The organism is Geminicoccus flavidas (assembly GCF_009806515.1).
Taxonomy (GTDB): domain Bacteria; phylum Pseudomonadota; class Alphaproteobacteria; order Geminicoccales; family Geminicoccaceae; genus Geminicoccus; species Geminicoccus flavidus.
Genome location: NZ_WUJP01000154.1, coordinates 1 through 14601, shown reverse-complemented (window position 1 = coordinate 14601; position 14601 = coordinate 1). Strand labels below are relative to the sequence as shown.

The following is a 14601-nucleotide window of genomic DNA, read 5'->3' as shown; positions in this document are numbered from 1 at the left end:
GTCGGCTCGGTGCAGGAGCTGGTGCAGAAGCTGAAGACGGAAGCGGGAGTCCTCTGATGAGCGTGCTGGTCGTGGCCGAACTCGACGGCGGCGCCGTCGCCAAGGCTTCCCTGGCGGCGATCACCGCTGCCAGTCAGCTCGGCGGCGATGTCGACCTGCTCGTCATGGGCTCAGGGGTGGATGGCGCCGCCGCCGGCAAGGTGGCGGGCGTGCGCAAGGTGCTGGTCGCCGATGCGGCCCATCTGGCGCATCCCTCGGCCGAGGACGCGGCAGCCCTGCTCGTCCAGCTGGCGCCTGCCTATGACCATCTGGTCGCTGCCTCCACGAGCTTCGGCAAGAACGTGATGCCGCGGGCCGCGGCGCTGCTCGACATCGCCCAGGTGAGCGATGTGATCGAGGTGCTGGGACCGGACCGGTTCAAGCGCTTCATCTATGCGGGCAACGCGCTCGCGACCGTGGCCAGCACCGACGCCAAGCGGGTCCTGACCATCCGCCCCACCGCATTTGCGCCGGCGGCCGCCGAGGGCGGCTCGGCCAGCGTCGAGCCGGTCGACCTGCCGGCACCCAGCGACCTTTCCAGCTTCGTCGGCCAGGAGGTCAGCCAGAGCGAGCGGCCGGAGCTCACGTCTGCGCGGATCGTCGTCTCCGGCGGGCGCGGCATGGGCTCGGGCGAGAACTTCAAGCTCCTGGACGAGCTGGCGGACGTGCTCGGCGCTGCGGTCGGCGCCAGCCGTGCCGCGGTCGATGCCGGCTTCGTGCCGAACGACTTCCAGGTCGGGCAGACCGGCAAGATCGTGGCGCCCGACCTGTATGTCGCCGTCGGCATTTCCGGTGCGATCCAGCATCTGGCCGGCATGAAGGACTCCAAGGTCATCGTCGCGATCAACAAGGACGAGGAGGCGCCGATGTTCCAGGTCGCCGACTACGGCCTGGTGGGCGACCTGTTCAAGCTCATCCCCGAGCTCACCCAAGAACTGAAGCGAGCCAAATCATCCTGACCTTCCGACGCAACCGGAGCCTCCAGCCGATGACCGAGCCCGCGCAGCTCCCTCCGCTCCCGGAGATCGCCACGATCGGCGTGATCGGTGCCGGTCAGATGGGCAGCGGCATCGCCCAGGTGGCGGCACTGGCCGGCTACCGGGTGAAGCTGGTCGACATCAACCCCGAGCAGCTCGCCGCTGCGATGAGCAAGATCGCGGTCGGCCTCGACCGGCAGATCAGGAAGGGCCAGCTAGACGAGGCGGGCAGGGCGGCCGCCATGGATCGCATCACCGCATCCGGCGCGCTGGAGGATCTGGCCGAGTGCGAGCTGGTGGTCGAGGCCGCCACGGAGAACGAGCAGGTCAAGAAGGCGATCTTCAAGGACCTGCTCGTCCATCTGCGCAAGGACGCGATCATCGCGTCCAACACGAGCTCGATCCCGATCACCCGGCTGGCGGCGGCGACCGACCGGCCGGAACGCTTCATCGGCATGCACTTCATGAACCCGGTGCCGGCCATGAAGCTGATCGAGGTGATCCGCGGGATCGCGACCGAGGAGGATACCTATCTCGCGATCCGCGAGGTGACGGAGCGGTTGGGCAAGGCTCCGGTCACGGCCGAGGACTTCCCCGCCTTCATCGTCAACCGGATCCTCCTGCCGATGATCAACGAGGCGGTCTACACGCTCTACGAGGGCGTGGGGAACGTCGAGAGCATCGACACGGCGATGCGCCTCGGGGCCAACCACCCGATGGGCCCGCTGGAGCTCGCGGACTTCATCGGCCTGGATACCTGCCTAGCGGTCATGCAGGTCCTCTACGAGGGGCTGGCCGACAGCAAGTACCGGCCATGCCCGCTGCTCGTGAAATATGTCGAGGCCGGCTGGCTTGGCCGCAAGGTTAAGCGCGGCTTCTACGACTATCGCGGCGAGCAGCCTGTTCCGACCCGTTGACGCGTCCGGCATCGGCGTGGCGGAATGCCCTGCCGTGATGCTCTGGTGAGGAAGGAAGGCGCGGTGGCAACACGGAACGGGCTGTTCTGGGCGTTCCTCGGGCTCCTTTGCCTGCCGGCGACGGCGCAGGCGGTGGAACTCGCCTCGCATCGCGCCGCCTACCGGCTGAGCCTGGCCGAGGGCGGGGACGGTGCCGTGACCTCCGTCCGCGGCGGCCTGGTCATGGAATGGAAGAAGGCCTGCGACGGCTGGACGAGCAGCCAGCGCCTGGCCTTCCAGGCAGGGCAGGCCGAGGGGCCGCCCTTCTCCTATGATGTCCGCTTCTCCTCCTGGGAGTCCGACACCGACGACCGTCTGCATTTCTCCATGCGCTCCTTCGACAACGGCAAGCCGGCCGAGGAGTTCAGGGGCGAGGCATCCCTGCCGGAGAGCGGCGGCGGCGGGCGCGCGGAGTTCACAGTCCCGCCCGGCAAGTCGGTGGCCCTGCCCGCTGGAACCCTGTTCCCGACCAGGCACATCAAGGCGCTGATCGCAGCCGCGGAGCGGGGCGAGAGCTTCGTTTCCGTGCCGGTATTCGATGGCAGCGGCCTGGACGCCCTCAGCAACGTCAGCGCGGTGATCGGCCGGAACTGGCCGGGCGAGGCCGGACGGCCCGCCGCCTGGACCATGAATCTCGCCTACCACAAGCTCACCAACCACTCCGAGGAGCCCGAGTTCCAGCTGAGCTTCCGCCTGCGCGCGGATGGCGTCACCGACGACATCACGCTGGATTACGGCCAGTTCGTGCTGCATGGCACGCTGGACGACCTGGAGCAGCTCCCGCCCCCCGCCTGCGACTGAGGCTGGCTGCCTGGCTATCCGGATCGGCGGCTCCGTCGCCGGAACGACGGAGCCGCCGGGGCTCGGTCAGGAGGGGACGGCTTCCAGTTCTTCGCGCACGCTCGGGCGCTCGCTCACGGCTTGGCGGACCCGGCTTGACCTGCGGCGTGCAGATGGTGCTGCCTGGGCGCAGCCGATCGCAAGGATCGCTGCATAGAACATCGCGATCGCCGGCATCTGGATCGAGAAGTCGACCAGGGCATGCAGCCCGACCAGCAGGGTCGCACCCACGGCCGCCAGCGTGAACACCCGGTCGCGCCGCCGGCGGAACAGGCCACGCAGGCAGACGCCAAACAGGATGGCCATGGCACCGTAGAGCAGGATGGTGGCCGGGATGCCGATCTCCAGGAGATGCTCGACATAGGTATTGTGCGCGAGGTCGTAGATTCGAAAGAACCGCTCGTCATTGTGCGCCTGGAACACCGCCTGGAACGAGCCCAGGCCATGGCCGAGCCAGGGGCGGTCGCCGATCAAGCCGAACGAGATGGCCCAGGCGGCGAGCCGGCCGGCACTGCCGTCGTCAAATTCCATGTCGAGTTGCTCCAGCCGGGCCAGCACGCCCTCGCCACTTGCCGCGACGATCCACACACCCACTGCCGCCACGACCAGCACGGCGGTGGCGATCATGCTGGCGCGCGGCCGGGTGGCGACCAGCGCGATGATCACCATCATGGGCAGCGCCAGCGCGGCGCTCAGGAAGCCGCCGCGCGAGTGGCTGAGGATCGAGGCGGTGGCGACGACGAAGAAGGCGACGAGCTTGATCAGCAGCGCCGGCCGGACGTTCTGGAAGGTATCCACCAGATAGGAGCGCAGGCTGGAGCCCGGTGATTCCTCGAGATCCTGGATGATGTGGGCGAGGATCAGGACGAGGCCCAGATTGGCGAAGGTCGCCCAGGAGTTGCGGTTGACGAAGGTCGAGGTGACGTCGCCGACATAGGCCACCGGGCCGAACCCGGCCACGGTCTCGAACTCAAGGCCCCACGCGACCAGGCCATAGACGGCATAGAGAGTGATCACCGCCATCATCACGTGATGGAGCAGGACGGCGAGCCGGCGGTCGGTGGCCGCCACCAGTACTGCGATGAACAGCGCCGCATAGCCGGTGAAGCGGACGAGCTGGAATATGCCGGCGTCAGGGTCGATGGAGATGGACCCGACGCCCATGCCGTTGGGGGCATAGGACCAGCCGGGATGGGCGAAAGGTGCGCCGATCTGTGGCAGCACCTGCACGATGCACCAGCCGATCACGACCAGGACCAGGAGACCGGCCAGCAGGACCGGTGCGGTAAATGGTCGCCGCTCGGGCAGTGCTGGCAGCAGCACCGCCAGTGCCGCGGTCGCCAGGCCCAGCACCGTGAAGGTGAGGGCCGCCAGGGGAATGACGCCCCCAAGGGGCCAGGGAGCGATAGCCAACAGCAGGGAAAGCCAGACTGTCAGGGCTGCACGCAGATGCCACGCGGACATGAGGTTCCTTGCCGTGTTCTTGCCACGCACCGGTTTGAGCGCTGAAATTCACCCAGGACAACAAAAGAATGTGCGTCAAAAGCGAACTTGATACACGCTTGTTCACAGGGACGAAATCCGTATCATCGGAAGGAGAGAAAAGGAGGTACGTCCATGCGACGGGTACTGCTTTCGGCATGCGCCGGTCTTGCGCTTGTGGCCGGTGTTGGATTTGCGGGCGCGGCTTCGGCCCAGGAACAGGTCGTGCCGCGCACCGAGGTGATGACGGTCTTCGGTGAGGCCACCGACGTCACCGTGGTGCGCGCCACGCTGTTCGAGCTTTATGGCGCTTGGCCGCAGGGCTTCGAGCCGCGGGCGACGCGGCCGGTGCCGGCCGGTTGGAGCGCGGATCTGCCGGTCACGCTGCGCGGCGAGGGTTACTACAACGCCAAGCTCTACTGGAAGTTCAACAGCGACTCTGGGCTGTTCGAGCCGAAGGCGCGTATCGCGTTCTATCGCTCGCTCTCGCCTGAGGACGTGATCGCCAATGGCGAGTTCCGACTCGGCTTGGCTTCGCCTGGCGGCGAGCCCTTCCAGGATCAGAACGGCAATCCGATCATCAATCCCGTGACTCTCACGCCGGTTGAGACGGTCAGCCCGACCACCACCGGTTTCGGTGCGTGAACCTGATCAGGATCGTTGGCTGATGCGCGCTTCGTCCGTGGGGAGGTTCTTTCCGTGGGCGGGGCGCGCCGCCGTCTGCCTGTTGCTGGCGGTGGGCCTCTACTTCGCCGCCGGTCAGTTCGTGGCGACCATTGAGCGCGTGGGTGCACCCTCGGCGGTGGCCATGCTTGCTGCCTCCGACTCCGTTGCGCCACAGGCAGTGCGCCGTGCCGAAGACGTATGCTCTACTGGCCTAGAGCAGGCGAGGACAGCGGATGCGCTGCGCTACTGCGGCATGATCGGTCTGGTCGACCTCCCGGGTGCCGCACCGTCGGAGCAGGCTGATCGATACCGTCAGTCGGTCGAGTTCCTGAAGGCGTCGCTCGACCGCTCACCGTTCAACGGCGCCACCTGGCTCTATCTCGCCGTGGCCATGCAGGCGATGGGTGATCGGGCGAATGCCGCAGAAGCGTTCGACACTTCCTACGAAGTGGATGCGATCGCGGCGGGCATGGCCGGGATGCGCGTGAGCATCGGGCTCGGCATGCTGGACGCCCTGAAGCCGATCACGCTCTGGAGCCTCGACGCCGAGATCGAATCGCTGGGTCGGCGCAACATCCGCTACCTGCGCGGGCTCGCCCGCACGCCTGGTCAGTTGCAATATGTGGCCACCACCTTGATGGTGAACCCGCCGCTGTTCGCCCGCTTCATGCGCGAGGTGAACGCACCACCTCCCGGGGTTGCTCGTCGATGAAGTTCATGCTCGGCGTTGTCGCCGCCTTGGCCCTGGCGCCGATCCTTCCTTCCCAGGCAGCGCAGTACAGCACGGTCACCGCAGCGGATATCGAATCGCTGCTGAACGGGCCGGACCAGGACAAGTCCGTCGCGGCTTTCTACATCGCCGGCGTCATGGATGCCTTGTCCCTGCAGAACTCGATGCTCGCGGAGCAGGGCATGCCGCTCTTCTGCCCGCCCGAGCAGGAGGACCTGCGTGCCGTGACGCTCGGGCCGAAGCTCGCGGAGCATATCGGCGAGCTGCGCAAGCGCGCCCGGTCCAAGGACTCGCTGGGGAGCATCACCGCCGGCACCATCCTGACGGTCATGCTGTCGGGCGAGTACCCCTGCGAGATCGACCCGCAGGGGGGCGCGCTGGTGCCGCCGGCTACGGCACCCTGACGCGTCGGCGGCTAGCGCCCCCAGCGCAATGCGGGGGTATGCACCGGCGCATCCCATAGCCCGGTCAGCCGGTCATCGAGGGCGGTGACCGTCAGCGAGCAGCCCGCCATTTCCAGCGAGGTCGTGTAGTTGCCGACCAGGGAGCGCGCGACCTTCACCCCCTTGGCGTCGAGCTGCCGGCTGGCCTGCTCGAACATCAAGTAGAGCTCCATCAACGGCGTGCCGCCGAAGCCGTTGACGTGGAGCAGCACGGGCTGGCCCGGCTTCGGCGCCAGGTCCTGCAGGATCGCGGTCACCATCTCCTCGGCGATCGCGTCGGCGCGGGCCAGCTTCTCCCGCCGGCGACCCGGCTCGCCATGGATTCCGACCCCCATCTCCATCTCGTCCTCGCCGAGGGTGAAGGTCGGCGAGCCGGCAGCCGGCACGATGCAGGAGCTGAACGCCACGCCCATCGAGGCAGTGCGGGCCGCGACATCATCGCCCAGTGCCTTGAGCGCGGCGAGGTCGGCGCCGGTCTCGGCCGCGGCACCGGTGATCCGCTCGACGATCATGGTGCCGGCGACGCCGCGCCGGCCGACGGTGAAGCTCGAGTTCTCAACCGCCACGTCGTCGGCGACCAGCACGGTGGCGCTCTCACCCTCCAGCATCTCGGCGGCCATCTCGAAGTTCATGACGTCGCCGGAGTAGTTCTTCACGATCCAGAGCCAGCCGGCACCGCCGTCGACAGCCGCTGCCGCGGCCACCATCTGGTCGGGCGTAGGCGAGGTGAAGACGTGGCCGGGGCAGGCGGCATCCAGCATGCCATGGCCAACGAAGCCGGCATGGAGCGGCTCGTGGCCGGACCCGCCGCCCGACAGCAGCGCCACCTTGCCCGGCCGCGGCGCATTCTTGCGCCGCACGAAGGTCGGATCGAACACAACCTCGACCAGGTCCGCATGGGCCAGGGCAAAGCCGCGCAGGCTCTCGTTCAGGATGTCGTCGACGTCGTTGACGAACTTCTTCATGCGTATCCTCCCAGGGTCGGTTCGAGCGGCTGCCGGGTGACCGTGCCGGCCTCCTTGTCGATCACCAGCCGGCCACGATGGAAGCCCGTGACCGAGGGCCGGTGCGCGATCGACACGATCGTCGCCTCCGGCAGGCGCTCGACCACTATGCGGTACATGGCCTCCTCGGTGGCCTCATCCAGCGCCGAGGTGGCCTCATCGAGGAACAGCCAGTCCGGCCGGAGCAAGAGGGCGCGCGCGAATGCCAGGCGCTGCTGCTCGCCGGGCGACAGGCTCATCGCCCAGTTGGCGACATCGTCCAGCCGGGTGACCAGATGCCCCAGGCGGCAGGCGGTCAGCGCCGCGCGCAGGGCCTCGTCATCGTCGGCGCCGGGTGTGCGAGGGTAGAGCAGCGCCTCGCGCAGCGTGCCGATCGGCATGTAGGGCTTTTGCGGGACGAACAGCACGTGGCTGTCCGCCGGGGTGCGGACGCTGCCGGAGCCGAACGGCCACAGCCCGGCCAGCACCCGGAACAGGGTGGTCTTGCCGCTGCCGGACGGGCCCTGGAGTACCAGCCGGTCGCCCGGCTCGATCGTCAGGTCGATGTCGCGCAGAAGCGGCGTGCCGTTGGGCAGGTGGACGTTCACCTGCCGGATCGCCAGCTCCCTGCCCGGGTGCGGCGCCACCTCGATCCCGGATTCCTCGTGCTGCTGCCGGCGCGCCTCGATCATCGCATCGCTGAAGGTGGTCAGCCGGTCGACCACTGCCTTCCAGTCCGCCAGGATCGTGAAGTTGTCGACGAACCAGGACAGGCTGCTCTGCACCTGCGCGAACGCGCCGGCGGTCTGGGTGAGCGCGCCGAACGGGATCTGGCCCGAGAAGTAGCGTGGCGCCTGCATGACCACCGGGAAGATGCTGGCGACCTGGCTGTAGAAGACGGTCAGCCAGGTCAGCCGCTTGTAGTAGGTCATGTACTGCCAGTAGGTGTCGTAGATCCTGCCGAACGCCTGCTGGAGCCGGCCGCGCTCCTGCGCCTCGCCGCTATAGAGGGCGATGCTCTCGGCGTTCTCGCGGGTGCGCACCATGCGGTAGCGGAAGTCCGCGTTGTAGCGCTCCAGCTCGAAATTGACCCGGACCAGCGGGCGGCCGATCCGGTAGGTGAGCCAGGAGCCCAGCACCGCATAGAGAATGGCTGTCCAGAACATGTAGGCCGGCACCTCGATACCGCCCATCACCGGCAGCGTGACAGAGCCGGACAGGTTCCAGAGCACGACCGTGAAGGTGACCAGCGTCGCCACTTCCATGATCAGGCCGAGCCCCAGGCTGAGCGTGCGCTGGGTGAAGGAGGCCACGTCCTGCTCGATGCGCTGCTCCGGGTTGTCCGTCCCGGTATGGGTCAACTCCATCCGGTAGTAGGTCCGATCGCGCAGCCAGTCGCTGAAATAGACATCGGTCAGCCAGCGCCGCCAGCGGATGGTCAGGAACTGGGTGAGCCAGAAGCGGTAGACCGCGATCACCAGATAGACGACGACTAGGCCGACCCAGGAGAAGAACAGGGCTTCCAGGCTGTCGAAGGACAGCAGCAGCCGCCAGAACGTGGCCGCGTCCTTCTCCTGCAGGGCAGTGTAGAAGTCACGGTTCCAGCTGTTGAGGTTCTTGCTCATCCAGACGAGGAAGAACCCCATGCCGACGATCACGCCCAGCAGGCCCAGCGCCAGAACGCGCTCCTCGGACTTGAGGAAGTAGGGCTTGGCCAGCGCCCAGACCTTGCCCAGGACATGGCCGGTCTCGGCGATTTTCCTGGTCAGGTCACGGCCGCGCCCCGTCTTCGCAGTCTTGCCTTCGGCCGTACCGATCAATGCGGGTCTCCATGGTCCTGGCGTGGCGCCGGATCATAGGAACAGGGCTTTGGCGGGAAAGCCAAGCCCATGCAATTCCCTGCGAGCCGCGCGTGAGATCAGCCGCCGGCGGCCCGCTCCCGCGCCAGCTTCTGTCGGTAGGTCTCGGCCTCCCAGCCCATCAGTGCGGCCACCTCCTCGGGCGGCAGATAAATCATCTCGGCATCGATCGGGAAGCGCTCTAGGACCAGGGCCAGGCAGAGGGCCAGCTCGTCGCCCGCGGGCCCGAGATCGGCCCGGACCAGGGCGCCTACGCCCTCGACCAGCGCGAGCTTCGCCGTCTCGCCCTCTGGGATCGCCTCGGCGGTGACCGGCAGCCGGGCTATCCGGTCGGCCAGAAAGATGGCGTGGTCTGGCCAGCCGACCCCGCCCGTGGCGAGCGCCACCCGACGCGGATCGAGCGCCACCTCGTGGACCTTGGCGTGGACCGGCAGGCGCCAGCCGGCCGAGGCGGCCAGCACCCGCTGGAGCTGCGGCAGGTCGGGCTCGTCCGAGGGGGCGACCGGCAGGGCGACCCGTGCCTCCAGCTCGCGATGCAACTCCTCCAGCGCCTCGGCACTGTCCGCGCCATAGACGAGGCCGTGGTTCTTCAGGACCAGCACGTCGGCCGGGCGCTCGGCCATGGCCTTGGCCACCGCCCGGGTGAGCGGCACGCCCGGCATCACGTAGGGGATCCAGTGCCAGTCCAGCCCGTCGAGCCGGGCGGCGATTCGTTCCCTGCCGTCCTTGGCCGCGGCGAAGGCGATCCCGGCCACCGAGTGGGTATGGCTCACGAACCGGTGCGGCAGGAGGGCGTGCAGGCTGGTCTCGATCGACGGGCGGAGCCTGCCTTCCAGAACCTCCGGCTTGGCCGGCTGGTCCTCGCCCGCCTCAATCCGGCGGCGCACGCCGGAGAGGCGCAGCGGCACGAACACGTCCTCGGTCAGCGCGTCTTTCAGCTGCAGGCCGGAGGCCTTCACCCAGAGCGTGTCGTCGATCTTGACCGAGGTGTTGCCGCCGGCCGCCTGCACCACCGTCGGGTCCGCACCGATCGCGGCGGAGAACCGCCGCAGGGCTTCCAGATCCTCGTCCACGCTCCTGGCCCTTCCTGTTCGCCTGCCCGCCCGCTTGTAGCGCGCCCCGCCGGCCGACGCGAGCGGTGCGGAACAAATGTACATTACTCGTGCAATCGCAGGCCCGCCGTCCGGGCCCGGGCGCGCGTCCGGAAGAGGCCGTCGTTTCTCGGGTTCGTTCGTGCAAAACCCTGGTTCAGCTTCGATCCGGTGTCGCATGTGCGTTTCCTGGCCGAAGGCCGGACAGGATAGCGCATCGAAGCGAGTTTTCCCATTAGTCGTGCCGACGGTGGTCGGTGGCGTGGGGCCGGGCAGCCAGATGCCAGGAATTTCCGCTGAATTCCCGGATCATCCAGCCGCTGCTCCTTTGCAGGTCGAAGCGGACGTGCCGAAAGCATGAAAGAGGCGGCGCAGTTGGAAGGTAGTTCCAGAAAATGCTGACACGACGAAGCTTTGCCCGGCTCGTGCTGCCGGCGATACTGTGCGCCCCGACGCTGTCCACCAGTGCGCACCCGGTCTTCGACAGCGGGCGTATTATCCAGTATCAGCGGCAGGAATGTCTGGGGGCGGCCGGGCACCAGTGCGGGACCGTCCACTCCCGGTTCACACGGGTGGGTGCGGGCGAAGTCCGAGAAGTCACGCTCACCTGCCCCAGCGTCTATCCTCATGCGGTCGGCTGGGACGCCAAACGGCACGAGCACCTGGAGCTCACGGTGGCACCGCAGCCCGCCGCAGCCGTTCCGTCCGCCAGCGGAGAACTGCGCAGCCTCACCGTGCTGGTTCGCAATCATGGGAACATGGCAGGCTCCTTCCGCCTGTATGTCGGCTGCTCGACCAGGCCGTTCGCCGGCACGGGCGGGTTCATGAGCCAGGCGCATGCCTCGCCATCGAGGCTGATCCAGGAGATCCGGCGATGAGGCTCGATCGCATCCGGGCGGGCCTGACAGCCTGCGGCTTCCTGCTGCTGCCAGCACTCGCCGGCGCCCAGGAACTCGATGTCTGCCTGACCGCCAGCAACGGGACGGGCAATCCGATCCCCAACTGCGAGGTGCAGACCCAGGCGCCCGTGCCCTATGGCCGGGCCGAGACCAAGGGCTGGGCCTATTACTGCACCGGCGACCACCCCTATTACTGGAGCTATCCCTATGCGGGCTATGTCGGCAGCTATACCTGGAAGGAGACCGGCTTCACCGGCACAGCCAACTGGTTTGCCGAGGCACCCAACAAGTTCGACGGGACCTTCACCAACTGGTACGGGGCCCAGGACCTGACGGTCAGCCTCGCCTGCTCGTCCACGCCGCCGCCGGATGTCCAGGGCTGCCAGACTGTGGGCGATCCCGTGCGCGATCCGGGTTGCCCGCAGGCCAACATCCATAACTACTGCTCGAACGCAGGCGGCATGCCGGTCTGCTTCCAGACTTTCACCGAGACCTGTTCCAACGGCACCAGCTACGACTGCAACGCCCAGTTCGGCGCCGTCTGGTGCAACCAGTGCGCGCCCGGTTCCAAGCCAATCCTGTCGAAGCGGGCGAGTGCCGAGAAGGCGGCGGCCCTGAAGGAATAGGGGCGGGAACGGCGGCCGGCCCATCATGCTGTTGCAGCGTAGGCCACGTGCCCCAGCAGACAGGCGCGGACACCCGAGGTCGGTGAAGGACGCCATGAGCGCCCGACTGCTCACTCCAGCTCTCCTCGGACTGTAGTCCTGCGGCATCGCACAGGCCGCGCGACGGGGAAGCAGGCAGGCGGATCATGCCGGAGCGCTGGCTGCCGTTGCTGCGGGCCGCCGAACGCGCCGGCAATAATGCGAAGAAGGCCGAAGCGGCGGGCCGCGACTTCGCTAGGGCTTTCTTCAGCCGATCAGTCCCAGCGGACCGCATCGTGGCGCCCAGCCGACTTCTTGACGGAATCTCAGGGCCTCGGCGTATGCGCATCCCCGAACGTTTTCAAATAAGCTACAATTGCCGACTCCTCCGAGTCAGTCAGTCTGAGGTTCCCAACGACAACAACAGCAGGGTTGGGAAACTCTGGTGCAGGCCAGCAGTTATTCTGCAGCGCTTCTTTTTCCGTGGCGTTGGTTATGCCCAGGGTTTCGCATCTCCGTAAGACATCACGCGTGTTATAGAAGTGAACCAAGCTCTCCAGGCTCTTGAACCAGCCATTGTGAGTGTAGGCTTTTACAAAGCCTCCATTCAGTCCTTTGGCCACGTTGCGCAGTGTCGGCGTCCTGAAGTTTCCCGGCGGGACGTTCGTGACGTGGGTCCTCAGGCCCGTTTTCACCCCCTTGCCGACCCCGGGGATCTGACGATTAAAAGGCACGCCGATATGGTGGTAACGGTTGTCGGTGTACAATTGTTTCGGAGCCTCACCTCTAGGATCAGCGGCCTGCCCCTGCGGCACTCCGTTGTGACATGCAGCGCAGAGGGCGTTCTTTCCTTGGGGATTCAATGATGATGTAATGCCATAAAATAAATCGTGACCCAGGTTCTCCTGATCCGTAAAATCCTCGAGAGGAAACTTGTGATCTTTATCATCCGCAAGCGCTCTGTCGCGCTTGGAGCTAAATGAATTTACGTCGGTTGATGCCTGCCAGGCGGCAATTGCTACCGCAAGCCGCTTGAAGCTGGTCCGGTAGGCCGGGTTCTCTTTCGGGTTCGGGCTGCAGTCTATCTCCCCGCCATAAGCTTGCCGGTATAGATCCTTGTACTTTGCCGTCTTGACCCGCTGGCAAACGTTCTTCTCCCGGATGTTCTGTTCGACGTCATTCGGGAAGGGGTTCAAGGCCTGATCGGCTATCGGACCAAGAAACTCTGCGTACTGGGCCTGTTTGGACGAGGGCAGGTCCGAGGGCCTGATCGTTGCGCTGACTGCTCCTCGTGGCGCCGCAGTCGGGCATTTGGCGCCAGCTGTCGCCCCGCAGCCTTCGGCACGACCATCCCAGAAGTTGCCGCCTTCCCAGGGTGGCGTGAACGGGCCGAAATTTCCGGATCGGAACGGCGGGCTGAAGCTGGCATAGGCATTGGCGGGCGGCTTGATGTTGCCTACCGCATGGGGCTTTGCGCCTGGCGCCACCACTGTGGTGGCGTTGATGGTGGAGTTTGGCAGGATCCAGCCTTTTGCCGGATCGTGGCATGAAGCGCAGGCCTGCTTGTTGGCAGGTATGGACAGCTTCTCGTCGAAGAAGATGTTCTTGCCCAATGCTTCGATAGGTTCAAGTGCACCAGCGTCTGCTGACAAGAATGGGGGCGTGAGTGCGGCCGAGGTGAGGATCAGGCATTTCGTGAACAGAGTCACTCTCATCATCATACGTCCTCCCTGAAATCAGTATCGTCATGCTCGTCTTTACGAATATTGAGACCAAGTAAGTTACGTCAGATGGGAAAAATGTTGCAAATAGATGCACGGTTACTTTCTTATATATAGACAACTAGCACAATAAAATTAAGATCTTGGAAATGTTAATTACAATATGGTGTGGTTGTCATTGCTTGCATGATAGATATCTATACTAGCATGTGATGCATGATCTGTCCAAATCTATAAATGATGCTCAGTCTGTCTGATTGATCTCTTGTTATCAACTGGTGAGCGATTACGAGTGATGCCTTCGCCTTCGACAGGCGAAGGGGGACTCACGCCGCAGTCGGGTCCCTTCCTCCCGCTCGCTTGCAGTCAGGGCCGTATCCGCCGCCGAGGCTGCGGGCTTCGCATTGGTAGCCCGAGCTATGTCATCGATCTTGGGTGGGAGGAGTGAGGCGAGCGGCAAGAGAGCGGTAAGAGAACTGCTCAACTACGAGTGTCTGAGCCCGACCGCCGGTCAGAATGTCGTGGCCGTCGGCAGGATGGGTGGGATCGGCGGAAGCGCGAGCGGAAGCCGGGTGCTCCAGTGCAAGAGACGGCGAACCGGATGCACGCCCGCTGTTGCAGCGTCAGCCACTTGCCCGGCAGATAGGCACCGACATCCGGAGCCGATGGAGGACGCCATGAAAGCCCGACTGCTCGCCCTAGCCCTCCTCGGTCTGTGGTCCTGCGGCATTGCGCGGGCCGCGGAGCCGGCCGGGATGATCGTGTACCAGACCGATTTCGGCCTGCGCGACAGTGCGGTGGCCGAGATGAAGGGGGTGGCCAAGCAGGTCGACCGGGAACTCGAGCTGTTCGACAACACCCACGAGATCCCGCCCTTCGACATCTGGACGGCCGCCTTCCACCTGGCCCATCTGGTGCCCTACTGGCCACAAGGAACGGTGTTCGTCTCGGTGGTCGACCCAGGCGTCGGGACCGAGCGCGGGGCCGTGGTCGCGAAGCTGAAGTCCGGCCACTATTATGTGGGGCCGGACAACGGCTCGCTCACCCTGGTCGCCGAGCAGATCGGGGTCGAGGCGGTGCGCAGCATCGATGCCGAGAAGAACCGGCTGCCGGGATCGGAACATTCCCACACCTTCCATGGGCGCGACATCTTCTCCTACAACGCCGCGCGCCTGGCAGCCGGCCAGGCGACGTTCGAATCGTTCGGTCCCGCCCTGACGGGCGACGTGGTCCGGATCCCCTACCAGCACGCCGAACTGGCGGACGGGACG

14 protein-coding genes are annotated in these 14601 nt (G+C 66.0%); 9 read left to right on the top strand and 5 right to left on the bottom strand.

Annotated features, from left to right (window positions below; genetic code table 11):
- Nucleotides 1-56 precede the first annotated feature (56 nt).
- From EQG76_RS04205 to EQG76_RS04195, 3 genes are all read left to right on the top strand, one after another.
- A complete protein-coding gene (locus EQG76_RS04205) occupies nt 57-998 on the top strand; it encodes an electron transfer flavoprotein subunit alpha/FixB family protein (protein ID WP_159710885.1) in 942 nt (313 codons plus the stop codon).
- Between the two features lie 29 nt (nt 999-1027).
- The gene (locus tag EQG76_RS04200; RefSeq protein ID WP_159710883.1) at nt 1028-1933 is read left to right on the top strand and encodes a 3-hydroxybutyryl-CoA dehydrogenase; all 906 of its coding nucleotides are present in this window, start codon (nt 1028-1030) and stop codon (nt 1931-1933) included.
- 63 nt (nt 1934-1996) lie between these two features.
- Nucleotides 1997-2773: an EipB family protein gene (locus EQG76_RS04195; protein ID WP_159710881.1), complete on the top strand. Its 777-nt coding sequence runs from the start codon at nt 1997-1999 to the stop codon at nt 2771-2773.
- 66 nt (nt 2774-2839) lie between these two features.
- On the opposite strand, the gene EQG76_RS04190 is transcribed toward EQG76_RS04195, so the two are convergent.
- A complete protein-coding gene (locus EQG76_RS04190; protein WP_159710879.1) occupies nt 2840-4225 on the bottom strand; it encodes an O-antigen ligase family protein in 1386 nt (461 codons plus the stop codon).
- A 294-nt stretch (nt 4226-4519) separates the two neighbouring features.
- Between EQG76_RS04190 and EQG76_RS04185 the strand changes: the two genes are divergently transcribed.
- From EQG76_RS04185 to EQG76_RS04175, 3 genes are read left to right on the top strand one after another with little or no spacing between them, the layout of a single operon-like run.
- Nucleotides 4520-4939: a hypothetical protein gene (locus EQG76_RS04185; RefSeq protein ID WP_159710877.1), complete on the top strand. Its 420-nt coding sequence runs from the start codon at nt 4520-4522 to the stop codon at nt 4937-4939.
- A 22-nt stretch (nt 4940-4961) separates the two neighbouring features.
- A complete protein-coding gene (locus EQG76_RS04180) occupies nt 4962-5672 on the top strand; it encodes a hypothetical protein (protein WP_159710875.1) in 711 nt (236 codons plus the stop codon).
- On the top strand, nt 5669-6094 hold the full coding sequence (locus EQG76_RS04175) for a hypothetical protein (protein WP_159710873.1): 426 nt from the start codon (nt 5669-5671) through the stop codon (nt 6092-6094). The genes EQG76_RS04180 and EQG76_RS04175 overlap by 4 nt, the downstream gene beginning before the upstream one ends.
- A gap of 11 nt (nt 6095-6105) precedes the next feature.
- Here the strand turns inward: EQG76_RS04175 and dhaK are convergent, their stop codons facing one another.
- The 3 genes from dhaK to EQG76_RS04160 all read right to left on the bottom strand — a co-directional run bounded on the left by dhaK (nt 6106) and on the right by EQG76_RS04160 (nt 10048).
- The gene (dhaK, locus tag EQG76_RS04170) at nt 6106-7098 is read right to left on the bottom strand and encodes a dihydroxyacetone kinase subunit DhaK (protein WP_159710871.1); all 993 of its coding nucleotides are present in this window, start codon (nt 7096-7098) and stop codon (nt 6106-6108) included.
- Nucleotides 7095-8936 carry an ABC transporter ATP-binding protein/permease gene (locus EQG76_RS04165; protein WP_200840545.1) on the bottom strand — a complete coding sequence of 614 codons (1842 nt, stop codon included), beginning with the start codon at nt 8934-8936 and terminating at the stop codon, nt 7095-7097. Before EQG76_RS04165 ends, dhaK begins: the two co-directional genes overlap by 4 nt.
- Nucleotides 8937-9034: 98 nt before the next feature.
- A complete protein-coding gene (locus EQG76_RS04160; RefSeq protein ID WP_159710869.1) occupies nt 9035-10048 on the bottom strand; it encodes a class II aldolase/adducin family protein in 1014 nt (337 codons plus the stop codon).
- 413 nt (nt 10049-10461) lie between these two features.
- Between EQG76_RS04160 and EQG76_RS04155 the strand changes: the two genes are divergently transcribed.
- Together EQG76_RS04155 and EQG76_RS04150 are read left to right on the top strand one after the other, a co-directional pair.
- Entirely contained in the window at nt 10462-10944 is a 483-nt protein-coding gene (locus EQG76_RS04155) for a hypothetical protein (protein ID WP_159710867.1), read from the top strand.
- Complete coding sequence (locus tag EQG76_RS04150) at nt 10941-11591, top strand: hypothetical protein (protein ID WP_159710865.1); 651 nt, start codon at nt 10941-10943, stop codon at nt 11589-11591. Before EQG76_RS04155 ends, EQG76_RS04150 begins: the two co-directional genes overlap by 4 nt.
- 344 nt (nt 11592-11935) lie before the next feature.
- Here the strand turns inward: EQG76_RS04150 and EQG76_RS04145 are convergent, their stop codons facing one another.
- Nucleotides 11936-13318 (bottom strand): cytochrome-c peroxidase, encoded by a 1383-nt coding sequence (locus EQG76_RS04145; protein WP_159710863.1) that lies wholly within the window; start codon nt 13316-13318, stop codon nt 11936-11938.
- Between the two features lie 689 nt (nt 13319-14007).
- On the opposite strand from EQG76_RS04145, the gene EQG76_RS04140 reads away from it, so the two are divergent.
- On the top strand, nt 14008-14601 hold a 594-nt coding region (locus EQG76_RS04140), incomplete at its 3' end, for an SAM hydrolase/SAM-dependent halogenase family protein (protein ID WP_200840544.1).